Below are 18,003 nucleotides of genomic sequence, written 5' to 3'. Positions count from 1 at the left end.
AAATGGGTCCGTTCATCCGGAAGGTGTCAGGAAAATGGGGGGGCCGGGGGTCAGCGGGTGCCGGCCTGGGCGGTCTCGGCCAGCCCGGGGGCTGTGCTGTCCCAGCCGCCTCCGGCCGCGCGGTACAGCGCGATCCAGGCGGACTGGCGCTCGTGCTGCAGGGCCAGCAGCGCGTTCTGTGCGGCCAGCGCCGTGCGGCGTGCGTCCTCCAGCTCCACCAGGCTGGCCAGGCCGCCACGCCAGCGCGCGTCGGTGGCATCGAACGAGATGCGGTAGCCATCGGCTGCGGCGCGGGCGCTGGTATTGCGCTCGGTCGTGCTCTGCAGCCGCACCAGGGCCTGCTCCACCTCGCTCACGGCCTGGCGGATGCGGGCGCGGTACAGCGCCACCGATTCGTCGTAGCGCGCGCGGGCCGCATCGACCTGCGCGGCGCGGCGCCCGCCATCGAAGAGGGGCAGGCTCAGCGCCAGCGGGCCCAGGGTCCAGGCGTCCACATCGGTCGTGCTGCCGCCCGTGCGGACCCAGGCCTTGCCGATATTGCCGCTGAGCGACAGGCGCGGGTAGCGCTGGGCCTGGGCGTTGCCCACCTCGGCACTGGCGGCGGCGACCTCGCGCTCGGCGTTGTAGACGTCGGGGCGCTGGGAGATCACCTGCGCTGGCAGGGCGGCAATGGCGAACAGGCTGTCGGGCGCGGGGACCACGGGCGTGGCAGTGATCAGTTGGCGCAGCGCCGCCTCGTCCTGGCCCGTGAGGGCCACCAGGGTCTTGAACTCCACATCGCACTGCATGCGCTGCTGCGAGGCGCGGGCCGTGGCCTCGGCGGCGCTGGCGCGCGCCAGCGCGGCGGTGGCCGGGGCGGTGAAACCGGCGCGCTCGCTCAGGTCCGACAGGCGCGAGGTTTCCCCGCGCGAGCGCGCGTCGCGCTCGGCCACGTCCAACTGCTGCAGGCAGGTGCGCAGGCTGCTGGTCTGCAGCGCCACCTCGGCCGCCACGCTCACGCGCGCCTCATGCCACAGGGCCTGGGCGCCGGCCAGGCGCTCGCTGGCCGCGTCGCGCGTGGCGGCATTGGCACCGAACAGGTCCACTTCCCAGGCGGCCTGCAGGCCGGCCTGGCTGGTGGTGGCCAGGCCACCGATCTGCGCATTGGCGCCGCGGCTGCTTGTCGCCTGGGCATCGAGCGTGGGCAGCAGCGCCGCGCGCGCCGAGGTCTGCGCCGCGCGCGCCTGCAGCAGGCGCGAGCGGGCCTGGGCCACGCTCGGGCTGATGCCCTGCGCGGCCTCGATCAGCGGCACCAGCGCGGGGTCGTTCCACTGGCGCCACCACTGCGCCAGGTCGGCCATCTGGCCGCCGTGCGGCAGCGGCGCGATCCAGCCTGCAGGTGCCTGCGCCGGGACCGCCTGGGGCGGCCGCGCGGTGCTGCAGGCGCCCAGCAGCAGCACGCTGCACACGCCCAGGGTTCGAACAAACCGTGTCATTCCTCTTCCTCCTTGTTGTTGTGTCAGCGCTGTTCGCGCAGTGCCTTGCGGCGTGCCATTTCGCCCTGGATCATGGACATGGCATAGCCGGTCAGGCGCTCGGCCCAGGCATCCGCGGTGGCGGGGCCTGCGAGTTGGGGGGCAATGGCGGCGATGGCGTCGCGCTGGGTCCACAGCAGCATGACCAGTCCGCCGATCGAGAACGCCAGGCGGTGCATGTCGTCGTCGATCTCGGGCACGCCCATGTGCTGGCACAGCAGGCGCGCCAGCGCCATGTGCGGGGCCTTGCATTCGCGCTCGATCAGCTCGGGCCAGACGTGGGTGGGTTCGAGCAGTTCGCGCACATGCAGGCGTGTGGCCTGCCGGACCAGGTCGTCGTGCTTGAGCGGCTCCAGCAGCCCCGTGAAGTAGTGCTGCAGGGCCTGTCGCAGGCTGAGCCCGGGCGCGGCAAACACCTCGATGAGGTCGCTGCCGCTGCCAAAGGGCTCATAGAAGGTGGCCGTGTACAGCTGCGCCTTGTCGCCGAAATGGTAGCCGATGGCGGCCACGTTGGTGCCTGCCGCGACGGCGATGGCACGCACCGAGGTGCGGGCGAAGCCATTCTCGGAAAACAAGCGCAGTGCGGCCTGCAGCAGGCGTGCGCGCGTGTCGTCGCCATCGCTGCGCGCGGCACGCGCGGGGCGCGCGGCGCGCTTGGCAGCGGGCTCGGAAATGGGCGGGGCAGGATGCATGGCGGTGGATTAAACCACCATAATTCAAACAAGTGTTTAAATTAGCGTGACATTCGGCAACAGGCCGCCGCCCGCCCTGATCTGAGGTCCTCAGCGGTCGCTGCCGAACACCGCGCGCCACAGCGCCAGCACCGCATCGCGCTCGGCCTGCAGGGCCGGGGGCGCGACCTGGGTCGGGGTTTCATCCAGCCGCGCCCGGTGCTGCACGCGGCGCAGCTCGCGGTAGGCGTCGGCTGCCGCGTGGCCCACGCCGGCTGGCAGCAGGCCGACCTGCTCGGCGCGTTGCAGCAGCGCGATGTTGCCCACGTTGGCCACCAGCTCGGGGTGCGCCGCCGACTGCGAGAGCACCAGGTACTGCACGGCGAATTCCGCGTCCACCATGCCGCCTGGGCTGTGCTTGACGTCGAACTGCCCGTCGCGCGTGGGGTGGGCCTGGCCCACCTTCTCGCGCATGGCCACGATTTCGCCCTGCAGCGCAATCGGGTCGCGGGCCGAGGTGATCACGGCCGTGCGCACGGCGTCAAAGCGGGCTTGCAGTGCGGGGCTGCCCATCACGAAGCGCGCGCGCGTCATGGCCTGGTGCTCCCAGGTCCAGGCGGTGTTGCTGCCGCGACGCTCCTGGTAGTTGGCGTAGGCCTCGAAGCGCGTGACCAGCAGGCCCGAGCTGCCGTTGGGCCGCAGCGCGGTGTCGATCTCGTAGAGGTCGCCCTCGCCGGTCTTCACCGTGAGCCAGTTGATCAGCTTGCGCACGAACGCGGCATATACCTCGGGGGCGCGCTCGTCGTCGTCGTCGAAGACGAAGACGATGTCCAGGTCGCTGCCGTAGCCCAGCTCCTTGCCGCCGAGCTTGCCGTAGCCGATCACCGCGAACTGCGGCACATCGCGGTGGCGCGTCTTGAGGCGGCTCCAGCACCACTGGGCGGTCACGCGCAGCACGCTGTCGGCCAGGGCGCTCAGGTCGTCGGCCACCTGCTCGACCGTGATGCGGTGCTCCACGTCGCGCGCCAGGGTGCGGAAGGTCTCGGCATGCTGCGCGCGGCGCAGCAGGTTCAACAGGGTCTCGTCGTCGTCTTCGCCGGTGGAGGTGATCGAGGCCAGGCGCATGGCCAGCTCGCGCTCGAAATCGGCCACCGAGAAGCGTTCGGCCAGCAGCGCGTCGCCCACCAGCTCGTCGATCACGCCGGGGTGCTGCAACAGGTAGCGCGCAGGCCAGCGGGCGGCGCCCAGCAGGTGCAGCATCTGCTCATGCACCGAGGGGCGCTCCAGCAGCAGGGCCAGGTAGCTGTCGCGGCGCAGCAGGGGCTCGAGCCAGTTGGCCATGCGCACGGCGGCCTCTTCGGTCACCCGGCCCTCGGTGAGCCACTGGGCGGTGCGCTGCACCAGCCGGAACAGGCGCGCGCGGGTCTCGTCGCGCAGGCCCTGCACGCGCGGGTGGTTGCGCCATTCGGCGACGCGTTCGCGAAAGCCCGGGGGCAGTTGTTCCAGCAGCCCCTCCAGCTCGGGTGGCGGGGGCGCGGCCGCGCGCGGGCCACCGCAGCCGCCCTTGCTGCACTGCTTCTTGCCATTGCCGCCCAGCAAGGTGTCGAACTCCTGCGCCACCAGCTCGCGGTGGGCATCAAGCTCGTGCAGAAAGGCACAGCAGTCGGGGTAGCCCATGGTGCGTGCGATCCAGGCCAGGTCGTCGTCGCGCGTGGGCAGCACATGGGTCTGCTGGTCATCGAGGTACTGGATGCGGTGCTCGACCCGGCGCAGGAACACGTAGGCCCGTGCCAGGGCGTCGGCGGTCTGCTGCGGCATCAGGCCCGCATGGGCCAGGCGTTGCAGGGCATCGAGCGTGGGACGGCGGCGCAGCTCGGGGAACTGGCCGCCGCGCACCACCTGCAAGAGCTGCACCGTGAATTCGATCTCGCGGATGCCGCCGCGCGAGAGCTTGACGTCGTTGGCACGCTCGGGGTGGCCTGCGCTGCGCTTGGCCGCATGGTCGCGGATCTGGCTGTGCAGCAGGCGCAGCGCATCGAACACGCTGTAGTCCAGGTAGCGGCGGAACACGAAGGGCAGGACCACACCGCGCAGCGCCTGCACTTCGGTGCTGGCAATGCAGTCGCGCGGCGCCACCACCCGGCTCTTGAGCCAGGCAAAGCGCTCCCATTCGCGGCCCTGTACCTGCAGGTATTCCTCGAGCGCCGCCAGGGAGACGGCCGCAGGGCCCGAGTTGCCGTTGGGGCGGAGGGCCAGGTCCACGCGGAACACGAAGCCATGTTCCGTGGTGTCGCCCACCAGGCTGTAGATGGCCTTGACCGCACGCGCAAAGTATTCGTGGTTGGAGATCTTGCCCCGGCCGTCCGGCGTGCCGGCGGTGTCGCCGTCGTGCTCGTAGACGTAGATCAGGTCGATGTCGCTCGATACATTGAGCTCGCGCGCGCCGAGCTTGCCCATGCCGATGATCCACAGCTGCACGGCCTGGCCTTCTGGGCCCTGGGGAGCGCCGTGGCGGGCATCGAGCTCCTGGCGCGCCTGCCGGCAGGCCCGGTCCAGGGCCAGCTCGGCCAGTTCGGTGACGGCGCAGGTGATGTCGGACAGCGGCGCCTGGCCGTCGCAGTCGAGCTGGATCAGGCGCTCCATGACCAACTGGCGCAGCACGCGCAGGGCGGTGCCGGTGTCGTTGCCGCGCGCCAGCAGGGCGTCGCAGACCGCATCCATCGCGGCGCGCCGGGGTGTCCCGGCAGGCAGCAGGGTCAATTCGCTGCCATAGCGCCGGTGCAGGCGCTGCAGGAAGCGGGAGTGCCCGGCCAGCGGTTCGCCATCCTTGAAGGGGTCGTTACAGGACATGGGCATGGTTTCAGGCGTGGGAGTGGTGGGCGCCGCAGCCGGCTGCCAGCGCGGGGCCGTGGGCTGCTGCATGCACAAGGACACTGGTTCTCATTGAACCCACAAGGAAACCGCGGGTCATAATTCCTGCCACATTCAATCCCACCATGATCGATCCCACCCCGCACCCCTCACGCCTGCTCAAGACAGTGGCAGGCTTTGCGCGGTGGTCACTGGGGTTGCTGCTCGCCTTCTGGCTGCTGCTGACCATCGCCTGGGGGGCCCTTCATGGCTGGATTGTGCCGCGAATCGGCGAGTTCCGCCCGCAACTGGAAGCCCATGCCGCACGGGCGCTAGGGGTTCCCGTGCGCATCGGCGCCCTGAGCGCCCGCTCCGAGGGGCTGGTCCCCTCCGTGGAGCTGGTGGATGTGGCGCTGCTGGACAGCGCCGGCCGCGAAGCGCTGCGCCTGCCGCGCGTGGTCGTGGCCCTGTCGCCGCGCTCGCTGCTGAACTTCGGTTTCGAGCAGCTCTATATAGAGAAGCCCGACCTGGACATCCGCCGCGCCAGTGATGGCCGCATCACCGTTGCCGGCCTGGCCATGAAGGACAGCGGCAGCGACAGCAGCAGTGCGGCGGACTGGTTCTTCTCGCAGGGCGAGGTGCTGATCAAGGGCGGCACGCTGCGCTGGACCGACGAAATGCGCCATGCGCCCGAGCTGGCGCTGACCGATGTGGACCTGCTGGTGCGCAACGGCAACTGGAGCCACCGCATGCGCGTGGACGCCACGCCGCCGCCCGACTGGGGCGACCGCTTCACGCTGGTTGGTCTGTTCCGCGCGCCACTGCTGCGCGCGCGCGACGGCAACTGGCAGCACTGGAACGGCCAGGTGTATGCCGACTTCGCGCGGGTGGACGTGTCCCGGCTGCGCCACCATGCCGACGTGGGGGTGGACGTGGCCCAGGGCCGCGGCGCCCTGCGGGCCTGGGCGGACGTAAAGAGTGGCCAGATCGTCGGCGGCACGGCCGACCTGGCACTGGCCGACGTGAACGCCACCCTGGGCCCGGGACTGGAGCCCCTGGTGCTGCCCTCCATCGCCGGGCGCCTGGGCGGGCGGCAGCTCAAGGGGGGCTTCGAATTCTCCACGCAGGGCCTGCAGTTCACCACCGACGACGGCCTGCGCTGGCCCGGGGGCAACGTGAAACTGGTGTACACCGATGCCACTGCCAAGGCGCCCGCACAGGGCGATTTCCGCGCCGACCGGTTGGAGCTGGCGGCCCTGGCGCAGATCGCCAGCCGTCTGCCCCTGGGCGCCACGGCCCACGATGCCGTGCGCCAGTACGCCCCCAAGGGGCTGGTGGACGAGATCCAGGCCACCTGGAAGGGGCCGCTCGATGCGCTGCAGCAGTACCAGGTGCGCGGCCGCATCCAGGGCCTGGCGCTGGCGGGCGAACTGAACCAGGGGGCGGCCCAGAGCCTGGGCTTGCGCGGTGCCACGGTGGACCTGGACATGACGCAGGGTGGCGGCAAGGCCCTGCTCGCCATCGACTCTGGCGCCCTGCTGTTGCCCGGGGTCTTCGAAGACCCTTTGCTGCCGCTGGACCGCCTGAGCGCAGAGGTGCGCTGGCAACTGGAGGGGGGACGCATCGCGGTGCAGGCCAACGACGTGAAGTTCGCCAATGCCGATGCGCAGGGCGAGGCCCGGGCGACCTGGCACACCTCCGATCCGGCGAAAGGGCCGAGCCGTTCGCGCTTTCCCGGCGTATTGGACCTGTCGGGAAAGCTCACGCGGGCCGATGGCACGCGCGTGTACCGCTACCTGCCGCTGTCCGTTGGCGAAGACGCCCGCCACTACGTGCGCGACGCGGTGGTCGCCGGCACGGCCAGCGTGGTCGATTTCAAGGTCCGGGGCGATCTGCACGACATGCCGTTCAACGACCCACGCCAGGGCGAGTTTCGCATTGCCGCGCGCGTCAAGGACGTGACCTATGCCTTCGTGCCGCCCCAGTTGCACCCGAACGATCCCCTGCGCTGGCCGGCGCTCACGCAACTGCAGGGCGAGCTGATCTTCGAGCGCTCGTCCATGCAGGTGCGCGGTGCCAGCGGCAGCTTTGCGGGCACGCCCGGCGTGCGCGTCTCGCGGGTCGATGCCTCCATCCCGGACCTGTCGCACACCGTGGTGGGCGTGAATGCCGATGCGCGCGGGCCGCTGTCCGAACTGCTCAGCGTGGTGAACAACTCGCCGCTCTCGCGCATGACGGGCGGTGCCCTGGCGCAGGCCAGCGGAACGGGCAATGCCGACTTCCAGCTCAAGCTGACCCTGCCCATCAGCCACATCGACAAGTCCCGGGTGCAGGGCAGCGTCACCCTGGCCGGCAACGACGTGCGCATCACCCCCGACACGCCGATGCTCGGCCGTGCGCGCGGCGCAGTGCAGTTCAGCGAAGCCGGTTTTTCGCTGGTCGGCGTGCAGGCCCGGGCCCTGGGTGGCGATGTGCGCCTGGAAGGGGGCATGCGCGCGCTGGCCGCCAATGCCCCGGCCACGGAGGCGGCGATCCAGCTGCGCGCGCAAGGTACGGCCACGGCCGAGGGGCTGCAGCAGGCGCCGCAGATGGGGCTGCTGTCGCAACTGGCCGGCCGGGCCACGGGCAGCGCACCCTACACGCTGGCCCTGGCCTTTCGCCGCGGCGTGCCCGAGGTGCAGGTGACGACCAGCCTGCAAGGCATGGCGCTGGCCTTGCCGGCGCCGCTGGGCAAGACGGCCGAGGCCAGCCTGCCACTGCGCTACGACAACTCGCTGGCGCGCGAATCGCTGACCGGCACCGTGACCGCCGGGGGCACGCCGCCGCCGCTGCGCGACCAGATCACGGTGGACCTGGGGGCCCTGGGCTCGGCCACCTACCACCGCGACGTGAGCGGCGCCCAGCCGCGCGTGCTGCGCGGCGCCATCGGCGTGGGGTTGGCGCCGGGGGAGTCGGCGCCCATGCCGGCCGAGGGGGTGGCGGCCAACATCCAGCTGGCCAAGCTGGACATCGATGCCTGGGAGGACCTGCTGAGCCCGCCGCGCCCAGCCGGCAGCTCGGCCGCGCCGGCGACACCGGCGGCGTCGGCCCGCCCGCCGGGCGGCGCGCTGGCCAGCACCACGCAGGACTACCTGCCCACTACCGTGGCACTGCGTGCCCGGGAGCTGTCGGCCCAGGGGCGCACCCTGCACAACGTGGTGGCGGGCGGGCAGCGCGACGGCCCGGTCTGGAAGGGCAACATCGACGCGAGCGAACTCAGCGGCTTCGTGGAGTTCCGCGAAGGCGGGGGCGGTGACTCGGGCAACGGGCGGCTGTATGCCCGCCTGTCGCGCCTGAACATGCCGCAGAGCGACGCCAACCAGGTCGAGGCGTTGCTGGAGGAGCAGCCGGGCTCGCTGCCCGCGCTGGACATCGTGGTCGATGATTTCGAGCTGCGTGGCCGCAAGCTCGGCCGGGTGGAGATCGAGGCCCAGAACCGTGGCAGCGACACCACGCCGCGCGAGTGGCGCCTTTCCCGGTTCAACATCACGTCCCCCGAAGGCAGCCTGACGGCCACCGGCAACTGGGCCCTGCTCAACCAGGCGCGGATGGCGGGGAGCGGCGCCGGCGAGCGGCGCACGGTGCTCAATTTCCGGCTCGACATCCGCGACTCGGGCGACCTGCTGGCGCGCTTTTCCATGCCGGGCGTGCTGCGGCGCGGCAAGGGCCGCATGGAAGGCCAGGTGGCCTGGGTGGGCGCGCCCTTCAGTCCCGACTACCGCTCGATGGCAGGCCAGGTCAGCGTGAACATCGAGGCCGGCCAGTTCCTCAAGGCCGACCCGGGTCTGGCCAAGCTGCTCAGCGTGCTCAGCCTGCAGTCGCTGCCGCGGCGGCTGACGCTGGATTTTCGCGATGTGTTCAGCGAAGGCTTCGCCTTCGACTTCGTGCGCGGCGACCTGCGCATCGAGCAGGGCGTGGCCACCACCAACAACCTGCAGATGAAGGGTGTGAATGCCGCCGTGCTCATGGAGGGCAGCGCCGACATCGACCGCGAAACGCAGGACCTGCGCGTGGTGGTCGTGCCCGAGATCAATGCCATGACGGCCTCGCTGGTGGCCACCGCCATCAACCCGGTGATCGGCCTGGGCAGCTTTCTGGCCCAGGTGTTCCTGCGCGGGCCGCTCATCGAGGCGGCGACGCAGGAGTTCCGCATCGATGGCTCCTGGTCCGATCCGCGCGTGGTGCGCGTACCCCGGCGCACACGCCTGTCGGGCAGTGCGGCGGACACCGGCCCGCCATCCCCTGCCCCCCGAACCGGAGAGTCCTCATGAAAGTCGCTGCCCTGCAGATGGTTTCCGGCACCCACCTGGACGACAACCTCGCCGCCGCCCGGACCCTGCTGGAGCAGGCGGCGCGGGGCGGCGCCGAGCTGGCCGTGCTGCCCGAATACTTCTGCATCATGGGCCGGCAGGACACCGACAAGCTGGCGCTCAAGGAGTCGCATGGCGAGGGCCCCATCCAGGACTTTCTGGCACGGGCGGCGCGCGAGCTCGGCCTGTGGGTGGTGGGCGGAACCCTGCCGCTGCGTGGCAACGATGCCGTGCGCGTGCGCAACACCACGCTGGCCTTCAACCCCGAGGGCGCCTGCGTCGCGCGCTACGACAAGATCCACCTGTTCCACTTCGACAACGGCCAGGACCAGTTCCACGAGAGCCGGGTGATCGAGCCCGGGGACGAGGTCGTGCAGTTCGACCTGCGCTCGCGCGAGGGCGAGCTGTGGCGCGTGGGCCTGAGTGTGTGCTACGACCTGCGCTTTCCCGAGCTGTACCGCGCCCATGCCCAGGCGGGTGCCGACCTGCTGCTGGTGCCCAGTGCCTTCACCCACACCACCGGCCAGGCGCACTGGGAGGTGCTGCTGCGTGCCCGCGCCATCGAGAACCTGGCCTACGTGCTGGCCCCGGCCCAGGGCGGCGTGCATGAGAACGGCCGGCGCACCTGGGGCCACAGCATGCTGGTGGATCCCTGGGGCAGCATTGCCGCGGTGCGTGAAGAAGGTGTCGGCGTCGCCGTGGGCACGCTGGCCAAGGCACGCCTGCGCGAGGTGCGCAGCCAGCTGCCTGCCCTGGGCCACCGCGTGCTGTGAGCAAGCCGCGCCGAACCCTCTGGCAGCGCTGGCGTGGTGCCTGGCGGCGCTGGTCGCTGTGGACGCTGCTCGTGGCGCTGGTGGTGGCCATGCTGGTCACCGTGGTCTGGCTGGCCGGGCGTTACGAGGCCAGCCAGGTGCAGAGCCGGCTCGAGCGCGACACGGCCGACGCCGTCTCGGACGTGCGCGTGGCCCTCACGCGCAACCTGCAGAGCCTGCAGGCCCTGCATGCCGATGACCCGGGCGTGCTGGCCTGGGAGGTGAATGCCTCCGAGCTGCTGCGTGGCCACCGCGAGCTGGTGCGCCTGGAGTGGCGCGACACCGGCATGCGGCTGCGCTCGCAGGTGCAGACGCCTTATCGCCCCGTGTACTGGGACCGGGGCACGCGCGAGAGCGCGCACTCCGACGCCTCGCTGGCCTGTGCCAACGCGCGCCGGCTGAGCGGGCCGGCGTACTCCAGCAGCTACTTCCAGCCGCACGGCGACGGGTTGGGCTCGGAGATGATGGAGCTGTGCCTGCCCATCACCTCGGGCGGGCGCAGCACCGGCTTCCTGGTGGCCACCTATGCGCTCAACGCCATGCTCGAGGACCTGGTGGGGCACAGCCTCACGCGCAGCCAGGAGGCCTCCTTCACCGAAGCCGACGGCACGCGCCTGGCGGTGCTGGGCGCGGCGCGGCGTGGCTCGCGCATGTTCACCGCCACGCACCTGCTGGACCTGCCCGGCGCCACGCTGGTGCTGCGCATGGACACCTGGCACAGTGCCCCGAGCCTGTTCCCCAACGTGCTCACGGCGCTGGTCACGGCCATGTCCATAGCGCTGGTCACGGTGATGGTGGTTCTGGTGCGCGACAACCGCCGGCGCCTGCGCGCCGAGCGCGACCTGGGGGATGCGCTGGCGTTTCGCAAGGCGATGGAGGATTCGCTGGTCACGGGACTGCGCGCGCGCGACCTGGAGGGCCGCATCACCTACGTCAATCCGGCGTTCTGCGACATGGTGGGTTTCACACCGCAGGAGCTGCTCGGCCTGAGCGCATCGGCCCCTTACTGGCCGCCCGAGCGCGTGGAGGAGTACCAGCAGCGCCAGGCGATCCGCTTTGCCGGCTACATGCCCCCGCGCGAGGGCTTCGAGTCGGAGTTCATGCGCAAGGACGGCACGCGCTTTCCCGTGCTGATCATCGAGGCACCGCTGATCAATGCCCAGGGTCTGCACACCGGATGGATGAGCGCCTTTCTGGACATGAGCGAGCAGCGCCGCATCGAGGAACTCTCGCGCGCCTCGCAGGAGCGCCTGCAGGCCACCGCGCGCCTGGCCACCGTGGGCGAGATGGCCTCGCTGCTCAGCCACGAACTCAACCAGCCACTGGCCGCGATCTCGAGCTACGCCACGGGCTCGATGAACCTGCTGGAGGCGCCCGCGGGCGCGGGCGACCTGCCGCCGCCGCCCGAGAGCCTGCAGGACGTGCGCATGGCCATGCAGCAGATCGGGCGGCAGGCCGAGCGTGCGGGCAAGGTGATCAAGAGCGTGCATGACTTCGTGCGCCGCCGCGATCAGGCGCGCGAGGCCGTCACGGCGCAGCAATTGCTCGACGCCATCATGCCGCTGGTGAGCCTGCAGGCGCGCAAGATCGGTGTGCGCGTACATACCCTGGTGGAGCCGGACCTGCCGGCTGCGCTGTGCGACCGCACCATGGTCGAGCAGGTGCTGCTCAACCTGGCGCGCAATGCCATGCAGGCCATGGACGTGCCGGGCATCTCCAAGCGGGTGCTGGAGATCCGTGCGCGCCGCGCCGCGTCGAACGCGCACCAGGCCTGGATCGAAATTGCCGTGGCCGACCTGGGCGCCGGCATCGAGCCCGAGGTGGCCGAGCGCCTGTTCACCCCCTTCTTCACCACGCGGGCCGAGGGCATGGGGCTGGGCCTGAGCCTGTGCCGCACCGTCATCGAGCAGCATGGCGGCTTCCTCGGTTTTGCGGCCAACGAACCGCGTGGTACGGTATTCACCTTCACGCTGCCTGTCCACCAACCTCCCGCTTCTTCTCCTGCCCTCTGATGGAACCCGTCTCCAATGCCACCGTGTACATCGTCGATGACGATGCGGGCGTGCGCGAAGCGCTGGCCTGGCTGCTGCGATCGCGCCGCCTGCCCAGCGAGTCCTTCGACAGCGCCGAAGCCTTCGATGCCGCGCTGCAGTCGCGCCCGGCGCAGCGCCAGCCGTGCTGCCTGCTGCTGGACGTGCGCATGCCCGGCATGAGCGGCCTGGCGCTGTTCGACCTGCTCGTCGTGCGCGGCGACCTGGCGACCATGCCGGTGATCTTTCTCACCGGCCATGCCGACGTGCCCACGGCTGTGGATGCGGTCAAGCGCGGTGCCTTTGACTTCTGCGAGAAGCCGTTTTCCGACAACGCGCTGGTGGACCGCATCGAGCAGGCGCTGGCGCAGTCGGCCGCGCACCTGGCCGCCCTGCGCGAGCGCAGCGACCTGCAGGTGCGCCTGGCGGACCTGACCGAGCGCGAGCGCGACGTGATGGACCTGGTGGTGGCAGGCCTGCCCAACAAGCTCATTGCCGACCAGCTCGACATCAGCGTGCGCACGGTGGAGGTGCACCGCGCGCGGGTGTTCGACAAGATGCAGGTGAAATCCGCGGTGGAGCTGGCCAACCTGCTGCGCCTGGGGCATTGAGCCCCGCGCTCAGTTCAGTCCTTGCGGGCCGGGGTGCCGGCCTCCCTGCCTTCTTCTTCTTCCTCCGGTTCCGGGGCCTGGAGCTCGCCGCTGCGGCGCCCCGAAAACATGGTCCACCAGACAATGGCCACCAGCACCACCAGCGCGAGCAGCGCTTCAAGCAAAATCAGCCCCATGAAATTGACACTCCTGCGCCTTGTGATGACGGCGCTGATTGTAGGAATGCTGGCCGCATGTGCCTCCAGGCCGGCGCCCACAAGCCCCTCTTCACCTGGGGCCATCTTTCCCGCACCGGTGCCTGGTGCGGTGTTCGTCCCGGGGGACAACGGTCCGCTGCCGCAGGCCATGGCGCAGCCCAAGAGCCGCTGGATTCCCGTGCGCTGGGCCGAGCTGCCCGGCTTTGCCAACGACGCGCTGCACGAGGCCTGGAACGCCTGGATCAAGAGCTGCGAGCGCCCCGCCCCGCAGTTCACGCTGCTGTGCGGCGAGGTGCGCCAGCTGAGCATCGCCACGCCTGAGGAGCAGCGCGCCTGGATGGTGGCGCGCCTGCAGCCCTACCGCGTGGAGTCGCCCGAGGGCAACCCCGAGGGCCTGCTCACCGCCTACTACGAACCCATGATCGATGCCGCACGCCAGCCCGGCAACGGCTTCAACGTGCCGGTGTACCGGTTGCCCGCAGGGCATGGTGCGCGCAAGCCCTGGTACACGCGCCAGCAGATCGAGACCCTGCCCGAGGCGCAGGCCGCACTGCAGGGCCGTGCCATCGCCTGGCTGCGCGACCCCGTGGAGTCGATGGTGCTGCACATCCAGGGCTCGGGCCGCCTGCGCGTGGCCGAGCCCGATGGATCGGTGACCCTGGTGCGCGTGGCCTACGCCGGTACCAACGACCAGCCCTACCAGAGTGTCGGCCGCTGGCTGCTGGACCAGGGCGCCACGCGCGATGCCACCTGGCCGGGCATCCGCGCCTGGCTGGCGCAGAACCCGCAGCGCACCAACGAGCTGCTGTGGGCCAATCCGCGCTACGTGTTCTTCCGCGAAGAGACGCTCGACGGCATGGAGGCCGGCTTCGGCCCCAAGGGTGCGCAGGGCGTGGCGCTCACGCCGGGCCGCTCCATCGCGGTGGACCGCCAGAGCATTCCCTACGGCACGCCGGTGTGGCTGGCCTCGACCGGACCGCAGGTGCAGCTCAGCCGCCTGGTGCTGGCGCAGGACACCGGCAGTGCCATCCTGGGTGCCGTGCGGGCCGACTACTTCACGGGCTGGGGGCAGGAGGCGGGCGACATCGCCGGCCGGCTCAAGCAGGGGCTGCGGCTGTGGGTGCTCTGGCCCAAATAGGCATCTCCATGCCTTGCCCCGGTCCAACCAAGGGGGATAAAGCGGCATGCGCGTGACCGAGCAGCAACTGCGCACTGTGGTGCTGGCCCAGGCGATTGAGCATGTCGACACCGAGCGCACGCTCATCGGTCAGGCCGAGATCGACGATGCCACACGCAGCGCCGTCGCTGCGGCCCGCGAGCGTGGCGTGCAGCGCGTGGATGTGGGCGACATTGTGCTCGACCGGACTGCCGCCATCGTCGCGCGTGCCAGCGGCAGGGACACCGCCATTGCGGCGCTGGAGCGGCCCAGTGTGCGCCTGCAGTGGTTGGCCCGCGCCCTGCCCCTGGCCGCCCTGCTGCTGGGGCTGGCCATTGACCGCATCGCCAACGCTCACCGCGTGGACCTGCTCTCGGCGCCGCTGCTGCTGGTGCTTGCCTGGAACCTGGCCCTGTATTGCTTGCTCGCCTACCGTGCCGCGCGTCCACCGGTCGATGGCGAGCGGGCGATGCCGGCGTTGTGCCACTGGGTACGCGCGCCCAGCGCACGCGCGGGGCGGCGGAGCCTGACGGCCCGCATCGCGGCGCAATTCCATCAGCGATGGTTCGCTCACACCGCAGGACTCTTCGAGCAGCGCACTTCGGGCGTGTTGCACCTGTGTGCGGCGGCCTGGGCAGCGGGCATCGCGTCCTCGCTGCTGCTGCGGGGTCTGGTCGTTCGCTACCAGTTCGGCTGGGAAAGCACCTTCCTCGATGCCGGGCATGTGCACGCCATCGTCACGGTGCTTTTCTGGCCGCTCACCGCTTTGGTCGGCCTGGCCCCGTTCTCGCTGCAGGACATCGCCGCCACCCAGGACTTTGCGGGCGAAGGCGTCGCAGGCAGCCGCTGGGTGTGGATGTACGTGGGCTTGCTGGCCCTCGTCGTGGTGCTGCCTCGGCTGGCCCTGGTGGCCTGGGCGCGCTGGCAGCAGGCCCGGCTGACGCGCTCATTGCGCATCGACCCGCAGGACAGTGCCTTCGACACGGTGCGCCAGGGGATGCCGAGCGACATCCTTGTCGGGCTGCAGTCCTCGGACGCCGCGCAAGCCACCGCCCTGCATGGCATTGTGGCCTGGCATGCGCAGCAGGGAGTGGTACACAGTGCGCAGGGTGATCGCCTTCGCTTCGTTGACGCCGCCGGCACCGCCGACAGCCAGCCGGTCGATGCGGTACTGGCCTGGGGCAGCGTGCCGGGTGGCGCACCTATTCCCCCTGCCTGGCAGGCAGCGCCCGTGCTGGTACTGCGCTGGCAGGAGTTCGCCGAGAGTTGGGTGCTGGAGCCCGCGCTGTTCGAACGCCTGGGCGCCTTGCTGCCCCGGCACCAACCGGCGTTGGGGAGGCTTCGCCAAGCCTGGGTGGCGCGCAATGAAGAGCGCTTTGAAACATCGCTGCAGGCCCTGGCGCAGCACCTGCGCGCTGGTGCCAGCCTCAGCGCGGGTGGGGGCGCGAATGACCACGCCGCGCGCTATGCGCAGCAGGTGCAGGCGCTTGATGCCGTGCTGTGGTCGCTCCATGGGCATGGTGCCGTGCCACAAGGGCCGGCGCCTTCTGGCCCCCACGGGGTGCCAGCGCGCAAAGCGGATGGAACGGCGATGGTCCTTGGAACATCCGCCGGCGCCGCCGCAGGCGCTGCGGCGGGTGCCAAGGTTGGAGCGCTGATCGACATAGGCTCTGGCGGCATGACGCTGGGGGCCGGCACGGCCCTGGGGGCGCTGCTCGGCGGCACCACCGCCTGGGTGTTGCGCAGTTTCCAGAAGAAGGGCGCGGCCGAGGAGGTGTTGCTGCATGTGGCAGAAGCGGCCTGCACCCGCTACCTGGTCATCGCGCACCAGGCCCGCGTGCCGGTGCAGGAGTCTGCGCAGCTCGCAGAACGCTGGCGTGCCGAGGTGACGGCGACCGTGGCCGTGCACGGGGCCGCCCTGGATGGGGCGCTCAAAGCCGGGCCTGCCCCGGCCGACCCCTTGCTGCCGCTGCTGCGCTCCATGCTGCTGGGGGTTCTGCGGCGCAGTTTCGGGCCGGCTGCGCAGGGCGGGGCATAGCGCCGCAAGCAGACCGAGAGATCAGCGCTCCACCACGAAGCGCGAGACCACGGGTGGGGCGTCGCCGAGGTGGAAGGCCAGCTTGCGTTCGCGCAGGGCGACGTCTGAGGCGGTGACGCGGTCGAAGCGGCGCAGGTGCTCGGTCCAGGATTCGTCCTCGATCTGCTCCACGTAGCGCGCCGGGTCGGCGATGTCGTGCTGCAGCTGCCACGAGAGCGCGCCCTGGCGCAGGCGGCTGCGGCGGCTTTCCTGCATCAGCGCGCGAAAGTCGGTGGCGCGCGCGGGGTCGATGACGTACTCGATGGTGACCACCACATGCCCGCGTTCGGGCGGGGTGGGCGCCACAGGGGCCTTGAAGGCCTGGGATGGGCTCAGGTCCTCCTCGATGCTGCGGTCGGCCACCAGGCGCTGCACGACCACCATGGCGATAGTGCCCGTGACGGCGGCCAGCGCGAGGCTGGTGTGTACGCTGGTGACCGTGGCCACCTGGCCCCACACGGCCGCGCCCAGGGCGGTCGAGCCCATGATGGCCATCTGGTAGATGGACATGCCGCGCGCCCGCACCCAGTTGGGCAGCGCCAGCTGGGCCGACACGCTGAGCGAGTTGGCCGTGGTGATCCAGGCCATGCCGCCCACGAGCATCGCGGGCACGGCCACGTAGACATTGGGGGCCACGGCCATCACGGCGGTGGCCGCCGCCTGCAGCAGGGTGCCGCGCAGCACCAGCACGTCGCGCGGCATGGCCTGGCGCAGGCGCGGCAGGAACATCGCGGCCACGATGGCGCCGGCGCCCATGGACGCCAGCAGCAGCGTGAAGGTGCCCGCCCCGCCGCCCTCCAGGCCCTTGGCCAGCAAAGGCAGCATGGCCAGCAGCGCGGTGGCGTGCAGGAAGAATATGGAGATGCGCCAGAGCACGGCACGCATGCGCGGCGACTGGCGCACGAACTGCAGGCCTACACGCATGGCGCTGGGCAGCCGCTCGCGGCCCAGCGGGCTGGGCACGTGGTCGCGCTTCCAGCGCATGATCACCAGGCCCGAGCCCACCGACAGCACGGCGTTGAGCACGAAGACCCAGGCGCTTCCGGCGCTGGCGATGATGGCGCCGGCCACCAGCGGGCCGATGATGCGCGAGGCATTCATGGCGATGCCATTGAGGGCCAGGGCCGCAGGCAGGTGGGCGCGGCTGACCAGTTCGGGCACGATGGCGGAGAACACGGGCCAGCGCATCGCCAGCCCGATGCCGTTGGCAAACGTCAGCGCCAGCAGCAGTGGTGCCGTCATGCCACCGGCCAGCACGGTCGCGCACAGCACCAGCGCCACGGCGGCCACCCAGAACTGCGTGGCCATGAAGTAGCGCCGCCGGTCCAGAATGTCGGCCAGCGCGCCACTGGGCAGGCCCAGCAGAAACACCGGCAGGGTGGAGGCGGATTGCACCAGCGCCACCAGGATCGGCGAGGTGGTGAGCGAGGTCATGAGCCAGGCGGCCGCCACGTCGTTCATCCACATGCAGGTATTGGCCGCCACCCAGGTCAGCCAGAGCATGCGGAACACGGGCACCGAAAGTGGCGCCAGGGTGGACAGCGAGGCCCGCTGCTCGGCCGTCGGACCGGGCTGGGCGGCTGTGGCTTCTTCTGTCGTTCCCTGCGCAGTGCCGGCCCTCACGTTGGTGGGGGCGGGTTCGGGTGCGACGCTGCGCGTGCTTTCGTGGGACGGCAATGGTGGCATGCCCCCCTATTGTGCGACGGTTGGAGTGGCCGTGCTGGGTCAGCGCCAAA

The 18,003-nt window shown here is 70.8% G+C and carries 11 protein-coding genes; 6 read left to right on the top strand and 5 right to left on the bottom strand.

Annotation, left to right across the window (positions count from 1 at the left end; translation table 11 throughout):
- Window positions 1-50: 50 nt before the first annotated feature.
- From AC0IZS_RS07545 to glnE, 3 genes are all read right to left on the bottom strand, one after another.
- Window positions 51-1,475, bottom strand: a complete 1,425-nt coding sequence (locus AC0IZS_RS07545) for an efflux transporter outer membrane subunit (RefSeq protein WP_471635062.1) — start codon at window positions 1,473-1,475, stop codon at window positions 51-53.
- 23 nt (window positions 1,476-1,498) lie between these two features.
- On the bottom strand, window positions 1,499-2,206 hold the full coding sequence (locus AC0IZS_RS07540; protein ID WP_471635061.1) for a TetR/AcrR family transcriptional regulator: 708 nt from the start codon (window positions 2,204-2,206) through the stop codon (window positions 1,499-1,501).
- Window positions 2,207-2,296: 90 nt separating this feature from the next.
- Window positions 2,297-5,041 carry a bifunctional [glutamate--ammonia ligase]-adenylyl-L-tyrosine phosphorylase/[glutamate--ammonia-ligase] adenylyltransferase gene (gene glnE, locus AC0IZS_RS07535; RefSeq protein WP_471635060.1) on the bottom strand — a complete coding sequence of 915 codons (2,745 nt, stop codon included), beginning with the start codon at window positions 5,039-5,041 and terminating at the stop codon, window positions 2,297-2,299.
- Between the two features lie 140 nt (window positions 5,042-5,181).
- Between glnE and AC0IZS_RS07530 the strand changes: the two genes are divergently transcribed.
- The 4 genes from AC0IZS_RS07530 to AC0IZS_RS07515 are packed head-to-tail and all read left to right on the top strand — an operon-like array spanning window position 5,182 to window position 12,837.
- A complete protein-coding gene (locus tag AC0IZS_RS07530) occupies window positions 5,182-9,345 on the top strand; it encodes a YhdP family protein (RefSeq protein ID WP_471635059.1) in 4,164 nt (1,387 codons plus the stop codon).
- Entirely contained in the window at window positions 9,342-10,157 is an 816-nt protein-coding gene (locus AC0IZS_RS07525) for a carbon-nitrogen hydrolase family protein (RefSeq protein ID WP_322591036.1), read from the top strand. The genes AC0IZS_RS07530 and AC0IZS_RS07525 overlap by 4 nt, the downstream gene beginning before the upstream one ends.
- Window positions 10,154-12,208: a two-component system sensor histidine kinase NtrB gene (locus AC0IZS_RS07520; protein WP_471635058.1), complete on the top strand. Its 2,055-nt coding sequence runs from the start codon at window positions 10,154-10,156 to the stop codon at window positions 12,206-12,208. The genes AC0IZS_RS07525 and AC0IZS_RS07520 overlap by 4 nt, the downstream gene beginning before the upstream one ends.
- Window positions 12,208-12,837, top strand: a complete 630-nt coding sequence (locus AC0IZS_RS07515) for a response regulator transcription factor (protein ID WP_471635057.1) — start codon at window positions 12,208-12,210, stop codon at window positions 12,835-12,837. The genes AC0IZS_RS07520 and AC0IZS_RS07515 overlap by 1 nt, the downstream gene beginning before the upstream one ends.
- Before the next feature lie 14 nt (window positions 12,838-12,851).
- Here AC0IZS_RS07515 and AC0IZS_RS07510 read toward each other — a convergent pair whose 3' ends face one another.
- Window positions 12,852-13,013: a hypothetical protein gene (locus AC0IZS_RS07510; RefSeq protein ID WP_471635056.1), complete on the bottom strand. Its 162-nt coding sequence runs from the start codon at window positions 13,011-13,013 to the stop codon at window positions 12,852-12,854.
- On the opposite strand from AC0IZS_RS07510, the gene mltA reads away from it, so the two are divergent.
- Window positions 12,946-14,172: a murein transglycosylase A gene (mltA, locus tag AC0IZS_RS07505; RefSeq protein ID WP_471635055.1), complete on the top strand. Its 1,227-nt coding sequence runs from the start codon at window positions 12,946-12,948 to the stop codon at window positions 14,170-14,172. The two genes, AC0IZS_RS07510 and mltA, sit on opposite strands and share 68 nt — an antisense overlap.
- 46 nt (window positions 14,173-14,218) lie before the next feature.
- Complete coding sequence (locus AC0IZS_RS07500) at window positions 14,219-16,228, top strand: DUF3482 domain-containing protein (RefSeq protein ID WP_471635054.1); 2,010 nt, start codon at window positions 14,219-14,221, stop codon at window positions 16,226-16,228.
- Between the two features lie 21 nt (window positions 16,229-16,249).
- Here the strand turns inward: AC0IZS_RS07500 and AC0IZS_RS07495 are convergent, their stop codons facing one another.
- Complete coding sequence (locus AC0IZS_RS07495; RefSeq protein WP_471635053.1) at window positions 16,250-17,953, bottom strand: MFS transporter; 1,704 nt, start codon at window positions 17,951-17,953, stop codon at window positions 16,250-16,252.
- Between the last annotated feature and the right edge of the window lie 50 nt (window positions 17,954-18,003).

The sequence above is a fragment of the Acidovorax sp. AC410 genome, assembly GCF_979253235.1.
This window is presented reverse-complemented; position numbering and strand designations above follow the sequence as displayed.

Bases quoted from the DNA above. Each gene is read 5' to 3' on its own strand.
- AC0IZS_RS07540 (WP_471635061.1), bottom strand. From the start codon at position 2,206: ATGCATCCTGCCCCGCCCATTTCCGAGCCCGCTGCCAAGCGCGCCGCG.
- AC0IZS_RS07500 (WP_471635054.1), top strand. From the start codon at position 14,219: ATGCGCGTGACCGAGCAGCAACTGCGCACTGTGGTGCTGGCCCAGGCG.
- AC0IZS_RS07515 (WP_471635057.1), top strand. From the start codon at position 12,208: ATGGAACCCGTCTCCAATGCCACCGTGTACATCGTCGATGACGATGCG.
- AC0IZS_RS07530 (WP_471635059.1), top strand. From the start codon at position 5,182: ATGATCGATCCCACCCCGCACCCCTCACGCCTGCTCAAGACAGTGGCA.
- AC0IZS_RS07545 (WP_471635062.1), bottom strand. From the start codon at position 1,475: ATGACACGGTTTGTTCGAACCCTGGGCGTGTGCAGCGTGCTGCTGCTG.
- glnE (WP_471635060.1), bottom strand. From the start codon at position 5,041: ATGCCCATGTCCTGTAACGACCCCTTCAAGGATGGCGAACCGCTGGCC.
- AC0IZS_RS07525 (WP_322591036.1), top strand. From the start codon at position 9,342: ATGAAAGTCGCTGCCCTGCAGATGGTTTCCGGCACCCACCTGGACGAC.
- AC0IZS_RS07510 (WP_471635056.1), bottom strand. From the start codon at position 13,013: ATGGGGCTGATTTTGCTTGAAGCGCTGCTCGCGCTGGTGGTGCTGGTG.
- mltA (WP_471635055.1), top strand. From the start codon at position 12,946: ATGGTCCACCAGACAATGGCCACCAGCACCACCAGCGCGAGCAGCGCT.
- AC0IZS_RS07495 (WP_471635053.1), bottom strand. From the start codon at position 17,953: ATGCCACCATTGCCGTCCCACGAAAGCACGCGCAGCGTCGCACCCGAA.